Genomic DNA, 20482 nt, shown 5'->3' on the forward strand with positions numbered 1-20482 from the left:
GTTTCGGGGTCTCTTCAATAATTTCTTCATATCTTATTCTACAATCAGCGCATTTCTGCTATAATTATCTGTTGCGATGAATTATGAAAACCCGCTGATTGTTCAGGGAGACCGCTCGCTGCTGCTGGATGTGCATGCACCTCTGGCAGAGGAATGCCGCAATGCGCTGATTCCTTTTGCCGAGCTGGAAAAATCTCCTGAGCATCTTCACACATACAGACTTACTCCTCTTTCCCTCTGGAACGCTGCTTCTGCAGGTTTTTCAGCTGATGATGCGGCTGCTGTTTTGCAAAAATATGCCCGCTATGATGTGCCTCAATCTGTGGTTGCCTGGCTCAAGGAAACTGCAAGCCGCTTCGGAAAAATCAAGCTGATTGAAGGCCCGGATATTGAAGTTCCAGTAAAGGAAGGGAGTGATAAAAAAGTCCTTGAACACCACCTTTATCTTGTTGCAGAATCTCTTCCTATTTTCAAGGAAATTGGCGCAAATCATTCTGTAAAAAAGCTGCTGACGGCAAGCATCGACGGCGACGGTGCACCTCAGTTTTCTTTCCTTCTTAAGCTGACAGACCGAGGAACAATTAAGCAGCTTCTTCTCCAGGCTGGCTGGCCGGTAAAGGATGAAGTGGCTTTAATTGATGGAGAACCGCTTGATGTGTCTCTACGCCAAACGACAGCAGCCGGCAAGAAACTCGAAATCCGCGAATACCAGCGCGGTGCTGCCCGCGCCCTCGTAGGCGACAAGGGACCTGGAACCGGCTTTGGTACAATCGTACTTCCCTGCGGCGCGGGCAAAACCATCGTCGGCATGACAATCATGGATCTGCTCAAGACCTCTACGCTTATTATTACAACAAACATTTCTGCTGTTCACCAGTGGATAGACGAGCTCCTGGACAAAACGACACTTACTGCAGACCAGATTGCAGAATATTCCGGTGAATCAAAAACAATAAAGCAGGTAACCGTTGCAACCTATCAGGTGCTTACCTGGAGACCGGACAAGGAAGGGCCTTACCCTCACTTTTCTATTTTCCACGAGCGTCCATGGGGCCTTATTATTTACGACGAAGTTCACATGCTGCCGGCCCCGGTTTTCCGCGTAGTTGCAGACCTGCAGGCTGTTCGCCGAGTCGGTCTTACCGCAACTCTCGTTCGCGAAGACGGCTGTGAAGGTTATGTATTCAGTCTTGTTGGCCCTAAACGTTACGATGTACCCTGGAAGGAACTGGAACGCGACCAGTGGATTGCAACTGCCGAATGCATTGAAGTGAGAATAGACCTGCCCGCTTATAAAGAAATTGATTACGCAGTTGCCACTGTTCGTGAAAAGCACAAAATTGCCAGCATGAACCCAGACAAACTACCGGTAGTTAGGAAAATTATTGATCAGCACCCGGATGATAAAATTCTTGTAATAGGCCAGTACCTTCAGCAGCTGGATGAAATTGTACAGGAGTTAGGCTGTCCTATAATTACAGGAAAAACGCCTACCGCAGAACGCGATAAAATCTACCAGGATTTCCGCGAAGGAAAAATCCGGGTTCTGGTTGTTTCCAAGGTTGCCAATTTTGCAATTGACCTGCCGGATGCTTCTCTTGCAATTCAGGTAAGCGGCACCTTCGGCAGCCGACAGGAAGAAGCTCAGCGCCTCGGCCGTATTCTCAGACCAAAAGAGCGCAAGTCCCGCTTCTTTACTTTGATTACCCGCAGTACTGTAGAAGAAGAATTCGGCTCTAACCGACAGAAGTTTCTTGCCGAACAGGGCTATGAATATAAAATTGTAAGATATGATGGAGAGTTGAATCTGGATGAATAGAAGCGAAATCTCACGCTGGCAGGAAGCAATTGCCTCTCTGCCAGACAAGCAGTTTTTCAACACAATGCGTCTCTACCTGGGTGAAATCAAAACACCTTACAACAAGCAGCGCCTCACCGAACAGCTTGCAAGTTTTATCCGCCGGGAAGAAAATCTTCAGAGCATTCTTACTCTCATGGATTCTTTTGATGTTGAAATTCTGACAGCCCTCTCCCTGATTCCAAAAGCCTCTCAGGAAACTCTGATACAGTTCTTCAGCGGTGCCTATACAATTACAGAACTTTATGCAGAAATAATTAATCTTACTGAACGTCTTTTAATTTACACCGATAAAGACGAAATAAGCGGAAAAGAGTTTCTTGCAATTAATCCCCTGCTCAGAGATTCTCTTAATCCTTATCTTGATACAAAAATTATTTTCCCGGATTTTAAGGCCGCAAGTATTTCAATTGATGATGTATTCACTATCTCTCCGAATTTCCTTTCTGCCTTTTTGTCTTATATAAAGGTTCGCGGCATTTCCTGCAAAGCAGACGGCACAATCAAAAAGAATGATAAGAACCGTCTTGCAGAAATCTTCCCCGGCAGGGACAAGCTTCTTCAACTTTTGATGACTGCTTTTGTAAACCTTTCGCTTGTTACAGAAAGCGACAAAGGCTACAGTCTCGAAGCCTCAAAAGTAAAAGCCTTTGCCGCCTTGAGTCAGGCTCAGCAGTATGCACTTTTGTGTGCCGCTGCAGTTTCCCGCTTCAGCCGGGACGGACTTAAAAAAGAAGCCCAGCTTTTACTCGACTGTCTTTCTTCGATTCCGGAATCCGGTTTTACACGAGCGGCAATTCTCCGCCTCGCTTTTCTGGCTGGTACCTATACTCAGGACGGCAATGCCCTTGCCAGAAAAAGCCGCTTCAGTATGATTCTCGAAGCTGCCCGTCAGGAAGCAGGAAATGATGCCGTGCAGAATGCAGAGCTTCTTGACCGCATGATTGACTGCGCTATGGAGCTGGGACTTTTACAGAAGCTTGGAAAAACGGAAGATGGCCTTGATTTGTATAAAACCGCAGAAGCATTATCAAATGAGGATTCGACACACTCCCTGCAGGAGCGCCCAAAAACCGGAGTTCTCAATATTGATTCAACCTTCACCGTCACTCTTCTGCCTGGGCTTTCACTTTCACAGTTACTTCCACTTACAGATTTTATGATGATTAAAAAGTGCGAGGTTGTAACCGAATTTGAAATTACAAGACAGTCAGCTGCCAGCGGCTTTGATGCAGGCTGGAATCCGGATTCAATTTTTGATTGCCTTTCAAACTATACAAACTATCAGATTCCTCAGAACCTAAAAATCAACATTACTGAATGGTACAACTCTTACTCCTCTGCCATGCTTTACCACGGCTATGTTCTTAAGGTTCGAGACAATAACATAGCCCTTGCGGAAAACAATCCTAATATCAAAAAATACATAAAGGAAAAACTGGCTGAAGGCATTTACCTTTTGAGCATTCCGGCAGGCCAGGACATTTCTGACTTTATTGCAGAAAGCTCTCTGGATTTTCTCGGCAATGTAAAATCATCTGAAACAAAATCAGAATTTTCAAGCTTCCCTCTTTTACGTGATGGACACAAAATCGGAGTTCTTGCGGCCGGCCAAAATAAAGCACAAGCTGATAGTTTCGAAATTAAAAAGACCTCTCTGGTTGAAGCAGACAAACTGCTCAAAAAATTAAAAGGCAGTCTTGCATCTCAGGATATGGAAAAGCAGCTCAAGGAAAGCCTTACCCACAGAATTTCCAGCCGCCTGATTCTTTCAGAAAATCAGTTGAAAACCGCAGCAGTACGCACAGAAATTCTGGAAGCTGATGGAATGGATTTTTCCGGCAAGGTTCATCTGATTGAAGCAGCCGTTAAGGATGATGATTTGATGGAGCTGCAAATGCCTGCTGCAGACGGTAAGGGAGACTTTTTTACAATCGTCGGCCACCCTCTGGGAATTTCAAAACAACCGGGCGAAGCTGTTATGCGTTTTGAAGTTGAACCGACAAAAGAAATTGAAAACTTTTTAGTAAGCCGAATCACACATCTGCGTCGGCTTCGTTTTTAGGATACATTATGGAACTTTACATTGTAAGACACGGCACCACAGACTGGAACGCTCAAAAACGCTTTCAGGGTGCACAAAATATCGACCTCAATGAAAATGGCCGTAAGCTGGCAGCTGAACTAGGCAAACGTCTGGATTCAGAAGACATTGATTTTGACTGCATTTATTCCTCGCCTTTGAACCGGGCTTACGAAACAGCCTGCCTTATCCGGGGGCACAAAATTTATCCTATTATCAAAAATCCTCTTCTTACAGAAATCTCCTTTGGAAATCTGGAAGGGCTTCCTTATGATGACTGGATTAACACAGACCATCCAAGAAAATATTTTTTCACAGATCCAGGCCGCTACATTCCTCCGGAGGGAGGAGAAACTTTTGAGTCTGTCTGCGAACGAACAAAAACTTTTGTTCAAACAATAATTGAACCTCTTCAGAAAAGTCGCCCGGACGCCCGCATTATGATTGTTGCCCACGGTGCTCTTCTGGCAGGCATGATGTGCTACCTGGACGGACATGGAATTGACAACTTCTGGGGCAGCGGACTCAAGGGTAACTGCGAAGAAACCGTATACACCTTCGACGGAAGAAAATGGACAAAAACCGCCGAAGATCAGGCTCATGAAAATCCTTATACCCGAGGCACAAAATGATTCTAAAAAAATCAGACCCTTCATCAATTGAAAAAACTGCCGACACTCTCCGCAATGGCGGCATAGTAATAATCCCGACAGACACAGTTTACGGCTTCAGCGGAATCGTAGACCTGGTCAACAGTGACACGGCCGCCAGCGACACAAGCGCCACCACAGCAACAGCCCATGCCACCTTCCAGACCGACGCAAAAATCCGCGCCATCAAGGGCCGTGCAGAAACAAAACCTCTTATCCAGTTGATTGCAAAACCCGAAGATATCCGTCTTTATACAGATGATGATATTCCGCCAGAACTGCTTGCAAAATGGCCGGGCGCCCTCACAATCATCGTGCACATAAAAGACAACTCACCTCTCGCAGCCACAGCCATCCCCGAATCCCGCACCGTAGCCTTCCGCTGCCCGGGCGACGAATGGCTGCGCAAGATTATTGCCAGCTGCCAGGCCCCGATTTTCAGCACCAGCGTAAACCGCAGCGGCCAGCCGGTCCTCGACACCACAAACGCCATCACACAAGAGTTCGCAAACGAAGTAGACCTGATAATAGACGACGGAGACAAAAAAGGAGCCCTGCCTTCGACTCTTGTTTCAATTGAAAATGGCAATGTAAAAGTTCTGAGACAGGGAAGCGTTCAGATATAAAAAAAGACCGCACACAAAATGCGGTCTTTCTCATCTAAGAGCTAAAGATTACTCAACTGTAAAACACCAGGCTTCGTCCCAGCTTACAGGGTCGATGTTGAAGACTGAAGCTGCTTTCTTTCCGCCTTCAGAAAGTAGAGTATAGAATAATGCATATTCACCAGGCTCCAGGTTCTCAAGTTTTACTTCATAAGTGTTGTCATCGATCTGAGTGAATGGCAGTTCTGCTCCACCATTTTCTTTTGTATTGAATCCCATTATTTCAATACCGGTGGAAACTTTTCTTTCTTTTTTTCCTACTTCAAGTTTGTAAAGAAGAAAGTTTTCTGTTGTACTGGTCTCTCCAAAAGGGGTTGCAAGTTTAATTTTCTTTCCTGATTTAGGGGTAAAAACAAAGATTAAAGAATCACCTTCTGCATAATTTACGCCGGATGTAAGGCCTTTCATTTTGTGCTCTGCCTTACCAATGCTAAAACCTCCGGCTGATCCTGAGTTTTTGCTGTTTACCAATCTTGTTACTTTTACAGGCGTACTGGTCTCTCCACTCTTTACATAGAGCCCCGGGTCTTCTGCAAAAATCATCATGCACATTGCAAAAGCAACAACCAAAAGTGATAAAGTTTTTTTCATATAGCACCTCCTCGCGCTAAACTTATTTTATAATGATATAACCCATAAGGTCACTACTTATACTACCACTTTTGTTTTTTCTTTTTATTTTTTTTGTTTATTTTCGTCTTACTTCAAACTTTTTTTCGCCGGCTGTCGGCTTTTTTTCTTCCAGCTCTTTATATTTTTTATAAAGTACTTCCTGGGCACGAACGACATCTTCCTTTTTACCCCGTACTACCGGCAGCCAGCTTCCATTTGCCTGAAGCTCCATAGCTCTTGCATTGTCGGCAAAGTAAGTATCGAGAATTGATTTTACATCTTCAAAGGCTGCCTTATCCAGAATCGGGAACATAAGCTCAATGCGGCGGTCCAGGTTGCGGTTCATCCAGTCGGCGCTGGAACAGTAAAGCTCCGGTGTGCCTCCGTTCTGAAAATAGAAAATTCGCGAGTGTTCAAGGTAGCGGTCTACGATAGAAAGCACCCGGATATTCTCGCTGAGCCCTTCAAGCCCCGGAACCAGCATACAGATTCCACGAACATTCAGTAAAACCCTAACCCCGGCCTGACTCGCCCTGTACAAAGCCGAAATAACTTCCTCATGTGTAAGGCTGTTCATCTTGGCAATAATCAGGCCCGGATTTTCCGGACGGCTGCGTTCAATCTCGCGGTTTATCATTGCAATGAGGCGGGACTTAATTGTAACCGGCGCCATACTCAGACAGTTCATATTCTGCAAAGTTGAATAGCCTGTTACGAGATTAAAGAAAAGTGTCGCATCATTTGCAATCTGCGGATTAGCGGTAAAGAGAGAAATATCAGAATAAAGCTTTGCAGTTTTAGTGTTATAGTTTCCGGTTGCCAGGTGAACGTAGCGGCGGATTGTATCACTTTCGCGGCGAATCACCATTAAGATTTTTGCATGAACCTTAAGATTTACAAGACCATAAATTACAGTAACGCCGGCCTGCTCAAGCTCGTTAGCCCAGGCAATGTTACGCTCCTCATCAAAGCGGGCCTTAAGTTCAACAAGAACCACAACCTGCTTTCCTCTCTGAGCCGCCCTCTCCAGAGCATCGATAATCGGAGAGTTATGGCCGGTTCGGTAAAGGGTCATTTTGATTGCAAGCACATCATCATCATCTGCCGCATCAGAAATAAATTTTACAACCGGGTCGTAGCTTTCGTACGGCACGTGAAGTATTTTATCGTGCAGTTTAAGAGTGTCCCAGTAAGGCTCTTCTTCAGGAAGATCTGCCGGATAAAAATGCTCCCAGGACTCAAAGCTCATCTCCCCGCTTTCGTCTGCTTCCCGCAGCTCCATAAGGTCACCCGGATTTATAATCTGGTCTACACGGTAAACATCATCTTCTGCCAGCTCCAGCATTTCCATCAAAAACTTCTGGATTTTTGTACTTGAAGAATTACAGGTCATCTGAACCGGGAAGGAAGATTTTCTCTGAATCAAAACATCTTCCATTGCGTGAATAAAATTCTTTCCCGCATCTTCGTCTACAGCAAAGTCTGCATCACGGGTTACCTTAAAGAGCAAAGTTTCTTCAACCTCAAAACCTGGAAAGAGCTTGGTTCCAAACTCAGTAACAATATCCTGCAGTAAGGCAAACTGACCGCCCCGGCCACCAGCCCCGTTATTTCCCGAAAGCCAGTAAATATTACGAATTCCATCCGGCACTTCCACTAAAGCAATTCGCGGAGCATCTTCACTACCACGGAATTCTTCTGCCCCGGCAGACTTTTTAATACCAGCGATAGGTGCCAGCAGAAAGGCCGCGTAGGTTGTAAGATTTTTAATATGAGGAAAGGCTTCTGTATCTGTGCGCAGAGGGGTAAGCAGAGGGAAAATTTCTGAATTAAAAATACCGTTCAGATAATCTGACTGTGGCTGACTATACTGCATTGGAGTAACGTAGGTCAGTCCCTGATTTGCAAGAGCAGGCAGAATATCCTGCATAAGGCATTCCTGCTGACTGCGGATAATCTGATGGGCGCGGGCAGAAACAGAAGTATAAACCATCTGAGGGGAAAGTCCTGATACATCAACAAAGTTAGGATTTTCTGCAAGAAGACGTTTTATTGCGGCTACACGGACCTGAAAGAATTCATCAAAATTAGAAGTTACGATAGACAAAAACTGAAGGCGCTCAAGCAGAGGCAGCTCTTTATTAAGCCCCTGAAATAAAACGCGGGCATTAAACTCGAGCCAGCTGAGCTCGCGGTTGAAAAAACGTTCTTGCATAAAACATCCTCCTGAGTACCACGGTGGTTTCGATACGGCTTCGCCTACTCAACCACCGTACTTACAGCAAAATCACCTTATAACCAAAAACTGACTCGAACATGCCGGACTTTTCGTTGAGGGCAATTTTTTCGAGTACTGTATTTTTTGAAGATTTAGTATGAATTACAATCGAGTTGGACTGCAGCTTAATAGAAAAATCATTGAACTTCTGGATATGACCACGGTCCAGGGCATCTGCAATACGAAGAATTGCCGTAAGCTTTAAAATTGTCATACGGTCAGAACGGGGCAGCATAAGGAAGCTGTCTTCATCCTGAGGAACCGAATTACCCTTATGATACTTTGCAATTTCTGCAACGATTGTATTGTCCTTGCGGGAAAGTCCAAAAATCTCTGAGTTCCTTATAATGTAAGAACTGTGCAGGTTATGATTGTCGTAGCGGATAAAGCCACCAATATCGTGAAGAATTGCCGCCGTCTCCAGAAGTGTTCTTACATGCTCATTGTAACCAAGGTCATTGTTCAAAGTATCGTAAATCTTTACCGCAATCATACGCACGCATTCGGCATGCATTTCATCGCCATGATATTTGCGCAAAAGGTTACGGGCAGAAGCGGTAATCTGAATATTGAATTCCTTCTGCAGCTCTTCGTTTTCAATTGAATGCTGGCTCAAAATCAAACCATTACGGATATTAGTTTCCGGAGCAAGCAGTTTTTCTGCCTTTGTAAGATGAAGGAAGAGGTCATAAATCAAAAGACTTACCTGCAGGGTCTCTGCTTCGTTGTAAGGAATTTTAAAACGGGCAACACACTCATCAACAGAGTAGCCCTGAATCTCTTTTGCAAAAGCCGAGAAATCATTTTTATCAATTTCCCAAAGGAAGGTAGAAACCGGGCGGCCAACATTCAAAGCCACAAGAGTAATATCAGGACCAACAGCAATAAACTGGCGGACCTCGCTCAGGTTCAATTCACTTTCAAGAGAACCCTTTGTATTGTTAATTGATTCCTGAACATAACGCTGAATATCAGAATAAGATGAAGTCTGATTTTTCATCTGCTGGTCAATTCGTACAGTACCAAGACGCAGGCTGTGAACTCCGGCCATCTTTCCCTCAGACATCATCATAATTTCGGTAGTAGCACCGCCAACCACAAGAATTACAGTATCTTCGTTTTTAAAAGCCGAGGTCTGGTTTTTAATACAGTCAGAAACAGCCAGATACATAAGTTTGTTTTCTTCAATACCATCTATGATTCGTACGTGGAAACCGGCCTGAACAAGAATCCGGTCCATAATAGGGTCAGAGTTTTTTGCATCGCGGAAGGCAGAAAGGGCAACGCAGGTGCATTCAGCAGGAGTAATTCCCCAGGCCTGCAGCTGCTCCCGGTAACGGATAAGAATCTGAATCAGCTGATTTTGTGTATCCTGGCTTATAATTCCGCTGGTAAAAACGTCCTTACCCAAAGGCAGGGGCTTTTCGGAACGGTCGAGAATATTTTGTTTTCCATCACTTGAAAATTCGGCTACGAGGAGGCGAACCCCTGTCGAACCTATTTCAATAACTGATTCAGGGGCTGCCACTGTAACCTCCGCTTATAGCTTGTCGATAAGCATAGAACATTTGCCGCTTGGAATCGGCAATGTCTTTTTCTTCTGATCGAGGATATTGATTGTAAAGTAGTAGAGCTTTTCGCTTTCCATCTGGATTTCCCAGCCGCGCGAACTCTTGTTCGACAGAATTGTGATTAAGTTGCGCTTAAGCGAAAGGTTTTCTATACCCATTATTTCAAGGTTCGGAATAATCCAGTCTACAGTCTTACGAGGAAGGCTGATGGAAAGTCCGATTACATTTTCAATCATAAGTGCGATTGTAGAAAGGCCTGCTGTAAGAAGATAGCGGGAACGAGCCCAGTCCTTCTTGTTAATTTTTGCACGGCCCTCTTTGTTAGGCAGGTAAGCTTCAAAGAGGTCACCAGGCTGCTTGTTTTCGTTAGGCATAAGACCTTCGAGAACAAAGTAAAGGTGACGGATTGCACATTCGCGGGCAAACTCATACTGAGCATATTTTTCGAGGCCCTTGATTACCATAAAGTTGAAGGCTGGCATTACAGAACCGCAGTAGCCGTTTCCGTCTTCGCTGAAGTTAGGGTTATCCACACTAAGAGTTGGGAACGGATGTTCTGTACCAAAAGTCTTAGGGTTATTAAGATGAGCTACAAGAAGATCTGCCTTATCAGCATTAGGGATTTCTGCAAGCATTGTCCAGTAAGAAGCGATTGTCTTTACCTTAGTCTGCTTTTCTTCCTTATCAAGATCATAGTAGAAGCCTGAATTATTATCCCACATAAGAGAATTGATTTTTGTCTTAAGTGAGAAGTACATCTTGCGGTACTGGAAGCTGATATCCTTGTCGTTAAGAATATCACCAAGAGCCGACATATAAGATGCATTGATTGCCATGCAGGCATTAAAATCTACAGGATAATAAACCTTCTCGCGAGGAGAGTTTGTCATTGAAGAAGCACTTACAGGAACTGAATAAAGTCCGTTTGGCTTTTTAAATGTATCATCCAGCCATGCCATATATTTCTGAAGGGCAGGCATTACATCCTTAATGCGCTTTTTATTAGCTGATTTATGGAAGAGATTGTATTCTGCAAATGCAAAAAGAGGCAGACCTACACCTTCTTTATTGTCCTTTTCGAGAACCGGCTGATTTGTCTTAACATCATACTTCCAGCGGATAGCTCCAGACTTTTCCTGACGTGCATAAAAATAATCGATATTCTTGCAGGCATCAAAATTCCTGTTTGAATATACAAGGAAGAAAGTTGAGAAGATAGACTCAAACTGATTGATAATCAGCTTGTCCTTTTCCGGATAAATAAATAAGCCCTCTGAATCCTGCTCTCCGGTTTCCGGGTTAATCCACAAAGAAGAAACCCAAGACCATGTCTTATTATAAATGTCTACAAAATCCTGATCATAAAAATGGATTTTTGGAAAATCGTGCTTATTCACAAGCAACTCCTACTTTTTGCGGTTAATAGCGGTGCCTGAAAGCTTAGAGGACAAAACCGCTACATATAATATAACACACTTTTTCGAAAATAGATAAAAAATTTCGCAAAATTATACAAATTTTTTTTTCATATTCAAGGGGTAAGAGCTGATTTTTTGAAAAAAAGTAGAAAATTTCTCCTCTTTCCTGATTTTTTTCAAAATTTACCGGAATCTGCAATTTTTTTAAACTTTTTTTCCAAAAAACTGCCTAAAACGATACAAGTCTGTCTACTTTATCTGTGGAGGCATTATGCAGATTTATTCGTTTTCTCCCTTCGGATATGAAGGGGCACTGGTTACTGTGGAAGTTGATTTACGCCGCGGGATTCCTGCGACGGATATTGTAGGGCTGGCGGACGGGGCTGTAAAGGAATCCCGGGAACGCATGCAGGCGGCGATTCGTAATTCGGGCTTCGAGTATCCGCCGGAGAGAGTTCTCATTTCTCTTTCCCCGGCCGACTTGCGTAAAGAAGGAGCCGGCTTTGACCTTCCTGTAGCGCTGGGAGTTCTGGCAGCAAAAGCCGTGGCCGATGGCCGTACAGATTTTCTGTCCGATCCTGTTTTAGTGATGGGAGAGCTTGAGTTGTCCGGGAATGTAAGGGCAGTTAAGGGGATTCACGCGGCAGTTTCTACTGCGGCAGCCTGCGGGGTCATGCGCTGCATTGTTCCTGTCCAGAACGCAGATGAGGCCCGCGAGATTGCTGGAGTTCAGGTTTATGGGGCCGATTCGCTGGAAAACGCCTTTCGGGCTTTGAGCGACATTTCCTTTTACGAATCCCGCTCTTCTCTGGGCACAGGTGAAGGGGCTCTTCCTGCCGGCTGTACGGAAACTGATGGGGTTTACTTTCCTGAAATTGCGCCTGGCTACGAGTATGCAGAACTCAAGGGGCAGAGGCAGCTGGTAAGGGCCCTGCAGATTGCAGCCGCTGGAGGACACAACCTGATAGCCCTGGGAGCTCCGGGCTGCGGAAAGACTATGGCTATCCAGAAGTTCCCGGCAATAAATCCGGTACTGACGACAGACGAGGCCCAGTCTGTTACACGAATCTGGTCTCTGGCAGGCCTTATAAAGCCTTCAGAACCTCTTATAAGAATTCCGCCATTCAGGATTCCACACCAGACTGCAAGCATCGAAGGCATCTGTGGCGGCGGTCCAACCTGCCGGCCGGGAGAAATCTCACTGGCTCACAACGGAGTCCTCTTTCTGGACGAAGCGGCAGAATTCCGCTCGTCCGTTCTTCAGATGCTCCGTGTTCCTCTGGAAAACGGCACCATAACCCTTAGCCGAGCCGGTCGCAGTACAACCTACCCGGCCCGCTTTCAGCTGCTCATGGCGGTAAACCCCTGCCCCTGCGGTAACTACGGCTCACATTCAAAAATATGCCTTTGCAGCCTCAAGAGCATTGAACTCTACTGGAAAAAGTTTTCTGCTCCCCTGCTGGACCGCATAGACCTTCGTGTATTTGTTGAAAATAAAAGTGAAGAGGAAGCAGACATAGAAGAAAGACCGGGCCTGACAACAACTGAAGAAATCCGCCGGGACATAGCCCGCGCCGTAAAAGCCCAGCGCAAACGCCAGGGAATAAAAAACGCCCGTCTTTCACCTCAGGAGATTCTCGACTTTTGTCCTCTGGACACAGAGGGCCGCAAGCTGCTCGACAACGCAACCTTACGCTACGGCTTTTCGCCCCGCGCCATTTCATCCTGCCTCAAAGTCGCAAGAACCATAGCCGACTTGGCCGGCTCCAAAGACATTACCGCGGAACACATGACCGAGGCAGTCGAGTTTCATAAACTCTGCACAAACCTGGTCCCGGAGCTGTAAAGCAAAAAAAAGGCTTCCTGAAACAGGAAGCCTTCAGATACCGGAGAAGAGACTTGAACTCTTACACGATTGCTCGCAACAGATTTTGAGTCTGTCGTGTCTACCATTCCACCACTCCGGCGTGATTTGCTAAATATATCAAAAACAGGAGGATAAATCAAGTAGAAATGTGTTATAATAATTATGTGAAAATTGTTGCAAACGCCTTTGAAGGCTCAGATCCAAAGCTCGTATTAAAAACTGTTTTCGGCTACGATGAATTCCGTCCTCTTCAAAAAGACATCATCGCAAACGTACTCAAAGGCCGCGACACCCTGGCAGTAATGCCTACCGGCGGCGGCAAATCTCTCTGCTATCAGCTGCCTGCCCTTATTCTTAAAGGCATAACCGTTGTTGTTTCTCCCCTGATCTCGTTGATGCAGGACCAGGTTTCTTCCCTCAAAACAGCAGGCATTCAGTCTGCATTTCTAAACAGCAGTTTAAGCTGGGAAGACTACTGCAAAACAACAGAAGAAATCAAATCGGGTCAGGTGAAAATCATTTATCTTTCTCCAGAAGGACTGGCTACCAGTAGAATCCGGGAACTTCTTACAAGCCCTGAACTAAAAATTTCCAGCATAACAATTGATGAAGCCCACTGTGTTTCTCAATGGGGCCACGACTTTCGCCCGGATTATCTTGAAATCGCTTCTGTGCGCCACCTTTTCCCTGATGCAGTAATGCTGGCACTTACGGCAACTGCAACAGAGCATGTACGTCAGGACATCTGTAAAAATCTGGGAATGAAAAATCCAAAGGTTTTCATTTCAAGCTTTAACCGCGAAAATATTTTTCTTGAAGTTCAGCCAAAACGGGGCGCAATGGAAACTGTAATCAACTACATCAGAAAACATGCAGGCGAAAGCGGAATCATCTATTGTAATTCGCGCAAACAGGTAGAAGAGATTGCTCAGACTCTGGATAAAAAAGGCTATTCTGCCCTGCCCTACCACGCAGGCCTTTCTGATGAAGTACGCGCAAAAAATCAGGACTTGTTTATTAAGGATGAAGTTCAGATTATTGTCGCAACAATCGCTTTTGGTATGGGGATTAACAAACCGAACGTCCGCTATGTAATCAATTATGATTTACCAAAATCAATTGAAGAATACTATCAGGAAATCGGCCGTGCTGGACGCGACGGTCTTCCATCTTCTGCCCTCCTGCTTTACAGCCCGGGCGATATTCACAAAATCAAATATTTTATAGATGACTCTGCCGACCCTGAAAAAGCAGAACTTCTTTTACAGGGAATGATTCACTATGCCACCAGCAGAACCTGCCGAAGAAAAGCCCTGCTGGCTTATTTCGGTGAAACTTATGAGAAGAATCCCGAATCTCCAGAAGGCTGTTGCTGTGACATCTGTTCTTCTCCTGCTGCTGAACTCAAAGATGTTACTATTCCTGCCCAGAAGTTTATGTGCTGTATAATCAGAACAAATCAGAGATTTGGTGCAGGATATGTAACAGACGTACTGCTGGGATCAAAAGCTCAGCGCATAATTGATAACGGTCATAACAAAATTTCAACCTGGGGCATTGGAACTGAATATTCAAAGCAGGAATGGATGGAACTGTGTGACCTTCTGATTGCAGAAAATTATATTAGAAAAACCGGCGACTATAACATCCTCGAATTAACGACAGCAGGAAAACGTTTTGTTGCTTCCAGAGATTCCCTCATGCTGCCTATGCGTCAAACCGGCTTGCGCTATAACACGAATGTCCGCGGAGAAAAAATTGTTGCAGAAAAACCGGCAGTGAATGACGCTCAGGCCGAAGCAATCATTCAAAAACTTAAATCATGGCGAAAACGAAAAGCCGATGATTTGAATATCGCTCCTTACATGATTTTTGGAGACAAAACTCTTCTCGATCTGGCCGCAAAAAAGCCTAAAAACAGGGGCGAACTTTTGAATGTTTATGGAATAGGTCGTCTTAAGGCCGAAGAATTCGGCAGGGCCATTCTGCAGCTTATTGAGGAAAGCTGATTTCACCGAAGTCTATCATATCCGCTGTAATCACATTATTTCCGCTGTTCAGCATGGCCCTACGCAGGCACTTATGCAGCTCCCGGATATTTCCAGGCCAGCTGTATTCCTGAAGCAGCTCCACTGCCTCATCGGTAATCATTACCCCCGGATCAAGATAATTTTCTGCCATTCCCCTTATATCTTCTTTATGTTCTCTTAGCGGAGGAATGCAGATAAGATTGTCGCAAATACGAAAATACAGATCCTTTCGAAAACGACCGTTGCCAAGCATTTTTTCCAGATTTTCATTTGTTGCAAAAATCATTCTTACATCTGTATGATGTTCTTTACTTTCGCCGATTTTTTTATAGTTTCCTGTCTCCAGTACTGTAAGCAGCATTGCCTGCAAAGAAGTTGAAGCAACTCCAAGTTCATCCAGAAAAAGACTGCTTCCATTTGCCTCTTCAAAATAACCGCGGCATTCACTTTCTGCATTTGTATAAGAGCCGCGTACATGTCCAAAAAAGGCACTTTCTGCCAGTGTCTCCACAATTGTAGAAAGACTGACGCTTACCATCTTCTTCTCGCGTCTTTCCGACATGGTATGAATAACCTCTGCCGCAGTTGTTTTTCCGGTTCCGGTTTCTCCAAGAATCAGTACAGGCTCTCTTGAATATGCTGCCCTGAGAATCTGTCCTCTGACTTTTTTTATGATGCTGGAATTTCCCAGAAAATAGCCGAAAAAAGATTCCGGAATTTTTTCCTGAGTCAATTTTTGAGAAATATAACCTTTTTTTATCTTTACTGTTTCTCCCGCAACACGCAGTGCAAAAGAACGGAAGTAATCAGCATTTACAGGGAAAGGAATTATATATCTGAAGTTTCTTTCCACATACATCATTACCTCAGAAGGTATATCCTGAGGAAGTATACAAATTGAAAACTCGGCGCATTTTTCTCCGTATTCAAGATTTTTTAAATCATAATCTTTGAAAAGCGAAGCATCTATCAGCAAGAGTCTTGTATTTGTTAACGATAATGTAGAAAAACCAGAGGCTATTGTCAGAAGTATTTCATCCGGACACATAGCCTCTATAAAATTTACAATATCCTGTCGCCTTGAAACCAGCGACAAGCTTATAACATCCTGAACGTCAGGCACATTCTCTCCAAAATGGCACGACTAATTATGTCTAAAAAGTCTGTACCAAACCAAAACAATTATATACCACATGAATGGCAAAAGCAAAAATATTTTGAAGGGGTTATGAAGAACCTCAACAAATATTTCATGTCCTTTATTGAAGGTTGATTCCTTTACCCGTTTTACACGCTCTGAAAAAATTCCAAAGGCATCCTTGTAGTAAAGGAAGATGCTGGTAGAAAAACGGTTGCGTCTTTTATAAGGCCAGCAGTTTTTTTCTTTAATTCCGTCACTGAGCAGAACCAGAGAAGGCTGAGCTTTATAGATAGCTTCGACAATATCATCCTCTACAGACTTTGGATAATATCCGCCATAACGGCCGATTACACGTAAATTGCGGAAGGTATCTTTGATATTTTTTTCTGCCTTATTGATTGTTTTTTTGCTTGAACCAAAAAGGTATAGGGTCTTGTAATGAGAGTCGAGAATCGAAAGGATTCTGATTACAGCTTCAAATGGATTATAGCGTACTGGAATATCCTTTTTGAGAAACTTGGCTCCTTTAAGAATACTCTTTGAAATTGGAATAATTAAATCTGCATTTTGAATGCATTCTGAATAAACGCCCTTGTGTCTGGCTTTAAGAAGATTCCAGATTGAAAGAAAAACAATCTGTTTTGTCCCCGGCTTTGCAAGCAGCTCAAGAACTTCGTTCTCAAGATTTTCCGGCTGTATTACATCTACTGGAACCCCTATTAAAGAAATGCGTTTAATTGACATTTATTACACCCCACCTAGTATCATTGACTGTACAGCTGCAATTCCATAAAGAGCCGCTGTTTCGCACCTTAATATATTTACGGCAAAATGAATCGGAACAAAAAGACCTTTTTCTTCAAGAAGCCTTACCTCGTCAGGACTTATTCCGCCTTCGCTGCCAACTGCTATTGCAGCCTTTTTGATTTTATCAAGGCCACCCGCCTTCTGCACTGCCCCCCCCAGGTTACCGCTGCAATCATCACGTTCCGAAAGTACAAAGGCAACATTCTGGTGGTTGAGTAGGCCGGAGGCCGTATCGAAACCACGCTTCCACGAATCAATTGCCTGCTCCAGGCTCATTGGCTCAGTAACCCGGGTATCCACCGGAGAGCCGCTCTGCTGACGGGCCTCTTTTATAATGCGTTCAAGACGTTCTTTTTTTGCACCTTCAAGGGCCTGGACAGAACTTTTTTCCGTATATTCACCAATAACCGGAACAATTACTGCCACTCCGCATTCTGTAGCCTGCCTTACAATAAGTTCAAATTTCTGAGGTCTGGGCAAAAACTGAAAGAGCCAGTATTCAACCCTTCCGGAAGTTCCTGCCGCAGAAATCTCTTCTGCCTGAACTCCTCTGGTTATAGTTCCACCGGTAGCCGCACAAATCTGCAGGGTTATGCAACGGTTGTTTTCATCAATCTTTGCAACAGTTGCATTATTCAAACTACCGTCCGGTAGTCTTACACTAATCATATCGCCGGCACGTACCCTGAGTACCTGCCTTAAATAGCGGTAATCCTTTCCTTCCAGCTGAATAAGCCCCTTGTGAATCTGTCTATTTTCTACAATGAGTTGCCGCATCTTGAATTAAAGTTATTTCTTTATGCTGCTGCTTGCAGTAAGACCTTTGCCATCTGTAGGCTGAGAATCTTCAGCCTCTTCCTGAAGCTGACGCAAGGTCTTTGTATTTTTAAGCATATTAGCAAATTCTTTATTCTGAACAGCATTAATTGCAGCCTTAAGCTGAAGGTCGTAATCTAAATCATAAAGAACGGCCGGCTGTGTCTTCTGCACCTGAATGCGGATAAGACGGCGGATAATTCTCTGATCAATAGGATATTCCTTTGCAACCTTAACAGCTTCTGCCGCAATATCAGCCTCTGTCATATTTGGCTTTGCTTCCGCTGCCTTGCTGATAATTTCAGACTTAATCATATCAACATAAAGCTTTTCTTCATCTTCATTAAAGTCTGCAAGATTCTTAATTTCTTCATCCGGCGGAATTCCAATTTTGTCGATATTCATATCACTAGGAGTATAATAGCGGGCCATAGTGATTTTGATTCCGTCTGTATTGCTGAGAGGAATTACCTGCTGTACAGAGCCCTTTCCGTAAGTACGCTCTCCAACCAGATATGCAAGATGATAATCTTTAAGGGCACCTGAAACAATTTCTGAAGCACTTGCTGCACCCTTGTTTATAAGTACAACAATCGGCAACCCCTGGCGAACTGTTGTTTTATCCTTATTTGCAGAAAACTGTGTATTTTCAAAAAGAAGGCGGCTCTTTGTAGAAACGATAGGACCGTTATCAATAAACTTATCTGCAACATCTACGGCAGAAGTAATGAGTCCGCCCGGATTATCGCGAAGGTCAATAATCAGCCCTTCATAGCCCTTCTTTTCAAAGCTGTCTAAAGCATCCTGAAGGCGCTGGGCTGTATCCGGAGTAAACTGAATAAGGCGGGCATAGCCGATTTTTGTTCCTTCGATCATTCCATACTTTACAGTCGGAACTTCTATAAGGGCGCGAATCAGTGTTACATCAAACTTCATGCTGCTTCCACGCAGAATTGTTACGGTAACAGGTGTTCCGATTTCTCCGCGCAGGTGAGCAAGAACTTCATTCATTGTCATGCTTGGAGTTGGTAGTCCGTCGATTGCAGAAATCAAATCTCCGGCCTGAATTCCTGCTCTGGCACCCGGAGTATCTTCGATTGGAGAAGCAACCTCTACATAAGCAGGCTTACTTGGAGTAGACTCTGCTGCCTTTGAAATTGAAAGACCAACGCCGCCAAAACTGCCTGAGGTTGTATCGTTGAGATCTCTCATGTAATCTGAATCAAGATAAAGGGTATAAGGGTCGCCGATTGCATCAAGCATGCCCTTAAGAGCACCTTCATAAAGGATTTTTGGATCTATTTCATCAACATAATTCTGCTGAACAAAATCAAAAACAGAATTAAGCTTTTTTACATACTGAAAACTGGTGATTTTTGAATCATTTTCGACCGAAGACTCGGCAAAACACTGAAATGAGCAAAGCAGAAAAGCTACCGCAATAATCTTAATGATTTTCTTCATAATCATATATTGTATGACACAAAAACCAAAAAATCTACCTTTTTATAGATAATTGTGGTATAATCAATGCTATGTCACAAATAATACCTATAGCAAGTGGAAAAGGCGGTGTTGGAAAAAGCCTTTTATCTGCAAACTTAGCAATTGCACTTGGTCAGCAGGGAAAACGCGTAGTTCTTGCCGATCTCGACCTTGGTGCATCAAATCTTCATCTCGTAATCGGTCAGAGACCGGGAAAAGCAAGTCTTGGCTCATGGTTTACAGAAAAAAATGATTTCCGCGAAATCATTCAGCCAACCGACTATCAGAATGTAAGCTTTATTGCGGGCGACAGCCAGATTCCAGACCTCACTTCGCTTAAACATTTACAGAAAGTTAAACTCATCAAAAACCTTAAGAATATTGATACAGATTATATAATTCTTGACCTTGGTGCAGGTACTCATCAGTTTATTCTGGACATGTTCCTTCTTTCTCCGCAGGGAATTATCGTTTCGGCTCCGGCTGTTACTGCAACCTTAAACGGCTATCTCTTTTTGAAAAACGCTGTTTTCCGTCTGCTTTACACTACCTTCAAAAAAGGAACTCCTGGCCGCGCCTACCTGGACGAACTTAAAAAAGATTCAGCTGCAATGCAGAAGCTCTACATTCCGCAGCTGATTCAGGGACTTGCTCAGCAGGATCCTCAGACTACCCAGCTTTTCATTAACCGCATGCAGCAGTTTCGTCCTCGTCTTGTTATGAATATGATTGAAGACCCTAAGGATGCCGACCGCGCACAGAGAATCAAATCTTCCTGCAATCAGTATCTTGGTCTTGAAATTGAATACCTTGGTCTTATGTACCGCGATATGCTGCAGGATAAGGCTCTTGCTTCTCAGCTGCCGGTTGTAGTTTATAAGCCTCAGTCTGTACTTGGTCAGGCAATTTACCGTATTGCAGACAAGGTGATTTCTACACCAGCTCACGAGTTTGACGCAGAATTTAATCCGGACAGCTTTAACGGCGACAACTTCCAGGATGTTGAAGAAGATGCAAATGAAGACTTCAACTTCCGTCTTTCCGGAATTGATGATATTGTTTCAAGCGGTTCACTTTCCATCAGCGAGCTTGCAGAAATGATAAAGACCCAGCAGTATGAAATTACCCAGCTGCGAAAGGAAAACAACCTGCTTAAGTCTAAGCTGATAAAAGCAAGCCAGCAGGGATTTAAGCTTTAAGG

15 protein-coding genes and 1 tRNA gene are annotated in these 20482 nt (G+C 44.1%); 7 read left to right on the top strand and 9 right to left on the bottom strand.

The window, feature by feature from the left end:
• Positions 1 to 76: 76 nt before the first annotated feature.
• The 4 genes from G626_RS16495 to G626_RS0111630 are packed head-to-tail and all read left to right on the top strand — an operon-like array spanning position 77 to position 5217.
• Complete coding sequence (locus G626_RS16495; protein ID WP_022932957.1) at positions 77 to 1819, top strand: DNA repair helicase XPB; 1743 nt, start codon at positions 77 to 79, stop codon at positions 1817 to 1819.
• Complete coding sequence (locus tag G626_RS0111620) at positions 1812 to 3923, top strand: helicase-associated domain-containing protein (protein WP_022932958.1); 2112 nt, start codon at positions 1812 to 1814, stop codon at positions 3921 to 3923. The genes G626_RS16495 and G626_RS0111620 overlap by 8 nt, the downstream gene beginning before the upstream one ends.
• Before the next feature lie 8 nt (positions 3924 to 3931).
• Positions 3932 to 4573 carry a histidine phosphatase family protein gene (locus G626_RS0111625; protein WP_022932959.1) on the top strand — a complete coding sequence of 214 codons (642 nt, stop codon included), beginning with the start codon at positions 3932 to 3934 and terminating at the stop codon, positions 4571 to 4573.
• Complete coding sequence (locus G626_RS0111630; RefSeq protein WP_022932960.1) at positions 4570 to 5217, top strand: L-threonylcarbamoyladenylate synthase; 648 nt, start codon at positions 4570 to 4572, stop codon at positions 5215 to 5217. Before G626_RS0111625 ends, G626_RS0111630 begins: the two co-directional genes overlap by 4 nt.
• Positions 5218 to 5265: 48 nt before the next feature.
• On the opposite strand, the gene G626_RS0111635 is transcribed toward G626_RS0111630, so the two are convergent.
• The 4 genes from G626_RS0111635 to G626_RS0111650 form a co-directional block, all read right to left on the bottom strand.
• Entirely contained in the window at positions 5266 to 5847 is a 582-nt protein-coding gene (locus tag G626_RS0111635) for a hypothetical protein (protein WP_022932961.1), read from the bottom strand.
• Positions 5848 to 5944: 97 nt separating this feature from the next.
• Positions 5945 to 8083: a polyphosphate kinase 1 gene (gene ppk1, locus G626_RS0111640; RefSeq protein WP_022932962.1), complete on the bottom strand. Its 2139-nt coding sequence runs from the start codon at positions 8081 to 8083 to the stop codon at positions 5945 to 5947.
• Between the two features lie 61 nt (positions 8084 to 8144).
• The gene (locus G626_RS0111645; RefSeq protein WP_022932963.1) at positions 8145 to 9674 is read right to left on the bottom strand and encodes a Ppx/GppA phosphatase family protein; all 1530 of its coding nucleotides are present in this window, start codon (positions 9672 to 9674) and stop codon (positions 8145 to 8147) included.
• Positions 9675 to 9686: 12 nt separating this feature from the next.
• Positions 9687 to 11114 (bottom strand): MGH1-like glycoside hydrolase domain-containing protein, encoded by a 1428-nt coding sequence (locus G626_RS0111650; RefSeq protein ID WP_022932964.1) that lies wholly within the window; start codon positions 11112 to 11114, stop codon positions 9687 to 9689.
• A 292-nt stretch (positions 11115 to 11406) separates the two neighbouring features.
• On the opposite strand from G626_RS0111650, the gene G626_RS0111660 reads away from it, so the two are divergent.
• Positions 11407 to 12981, top strand: a complete 1575-nt coding sequence (locus G626_RS0111660; protein ID WP_022932966.1) for a YifB family Mg chelatase-like AAA ATPase — start codon at positions 11407 to 11409, stop codon at positions 12979 to 12981.
• Between the two features lie 38 nt (positions 12982 to 13019).
• Here the strand turns inward: G626_RS0111660 and G626_RS0111665 are convergent.
• Positions 13020 to 13102, bottom strand: a tRNA-Leu gene (locus tag G626_RS0111665).
• 46 nt (positions 13103 to 13148) lie between these two features.
• Here G626_RS0111665 and recQ point away from each other — a divergent pair.
• Complete coding sequence (gene recQ / locus G626_RS0111670) at positions 13149 to 15011, top strand: DNA helicase RecQ (RefSeq protein ID WP_022932967.1); 1863 nt, start codon at positions 13149 to 13151, stop codon at positions 15009 to 15011.
• Here the strand turns inward: recQ and G626_RS17645 are convergent.
• From G626_RS17645 to G626_RS0111690, 4 genes are read right to left on the bottom strand one after another with little or no spacing between them, the layout of a single operon-like run.
• Entirely contained in the window at positions 14995 to 16155 is a 1161-nt protein-coding gene (locus tag G626_RS17645; protein WP_022932968.1) for a sigma 54-interacting transcriptional regulator, read from the bottom strand. The two genes, recQ and G626_RS17645, sit on opposite strands and share 17 nt — an antisense overlap.
• Positions 16156 to 16176: 21 nt before the next feature.
• The gene (locus tag G626_RS0111680; RefSeq protein WP_022932969.1) at positions 16177 to 16917 is read right to left on the bottom strand and encodes a WecB/TagA/CpsF family glycosyltransferase; all 741 of its coding nucleotides are present in this window, start codon (positions 16915 to 16917) and stop codon (positions 16177 to 16179) included.
• A gap of 3 nt (positions 16918 to 16920) precedes the next feature.
• Positions 16921 to 17757, bottom strand: coding sequence for an RsmE family RNA methyltransferase (locus G626_RS0111685; protein ID WP_022932970.1), 837 nt, complete (start codon positions 17755 to 17757; stop codon positions 16921 to 16923).
• 12 nt (positions 17758 to 17769) lie between these two features.
• Positions 17770 to 19260 carry a S41 family peptidase gene (locus G626_RS0111690; RefSeq protein ID WP_051142234.1) on the bottom strand — a complete coding sequence of 497 codons (1491 nt, stop codon included), beginning with the start codon at positions 19258 to 19260 and terminating at the stop codon, positions 17770 to 17772.
• 71 nt (positions 19261 to 19331) lie between these two features.
• On the opposite strand from G626_RS0111690, the gene G626_RS0111695 reads away from it, so the two are divergent.
• Complete coding sequence (locus tag G626_RS0111695; RefSeq protein WP_022932972.1) at positions 19332 to 20480, top strand: nucleotide-binding protein; 1149 nt, start codon at positions 19332 to 19334, stop codon at positions 20478 to 20480.
• Positions 20481 to 20482: the final 2 nt, after the last annotated feature.

This window comes from Treponema bryantii NK4A124 (genome assembly GCF_000421345.1).
In the GTDB taxonomy this organism is placed as follows: Bacteria; Spirochaetota; Spirochaetia; order Treponematales; family Treponemataceae; genus Treponema_D; species Treponema_D bryantii_B.

Bases quoted from the DNA above. Each gene is read 5' to 3' on its own strand.
- G626_RS0111695 (WP_022932972.1), top strand. From the start codon at position 19,332: ATGTCACAAATAATACCTATAGCAAGTGGAAAAGGCGGTGTTGGAAAA.
- ppk1 (WP_022932962.1), bottom strand. From the start codon at position 8,083: ATGCAAGAACGTTTTTTCAACCGCGAGCTCAGCTGGCTCGAGTTTAAT.
- G626_RS0111635 (WP_022932961.1), bottom strand. From the start codon at position 5,847: ATGAAAAAAACTTTATCACTTTTGGTTGTTGCTTTTGCAATGTGCATG.
- G626_RS0111660 (WP_022932966.1), top strand. From the start codon at position 11,407: ATGCAGATTTATTCGTTTTCTCCCTTCGGATATGAAGGGGCACTGGTT.
- G626_RS0111685 (WP_022932970.1), bottom strand. From the start codon at position 17,757: ATGCGGCAACTCATTGTAGAAAATAGACAGATTCACAAGGGGCTTATT.
- G626_RS0111690 (WP_051142234.1), bottom strand. From the start codon at position 19,260: ATGAAGAAAATCATTAAGATTATTGCGGTAGCTTTTCTGCTTTGCTCA.
- G626_RS16495 (WP_022932957.1), top strand. From the start codon at position 77: ATGAATTATGAAAACCCGCTGATTGTTCAGGGAGACCGCTCGCTGCTG.
- G626_RS0111625 (WP_022932959.1), top strand. From the start codon at position 3,932: ATGGAACTTTACATTGTAAGACACGGCACCACAGACTGGAACGCTCAA.
- G626_RS0111620 (WP_022932958.1), top strand. From the start codon at position 1,812: ATGAATAGAAGCGAAATCTCACGCTGGCAGGAAGCAATTGCCTCTCTG.
- G626_RS0111630 (WP_022932960.1), top strand. From the start codon at position 4,570: ATGATTCTAAAAAAATCAGACCCTTCATCAATTGAAAAAACTGCCGAC.
- recQ (WP_022932967.1), top strand. From the start codon at position 13,149: ATGTGTTATAATAATTATGTGAAAATTGTTGCAAACGCCTTTGAAGGC.
- G626_RS0111680 (WP_022932969.1), bottom strand. From the start codon at position 16,917: ATGTCAATTAAACGCATTTCTTTAATAGGGGTTCCAGTAGATGTAATA.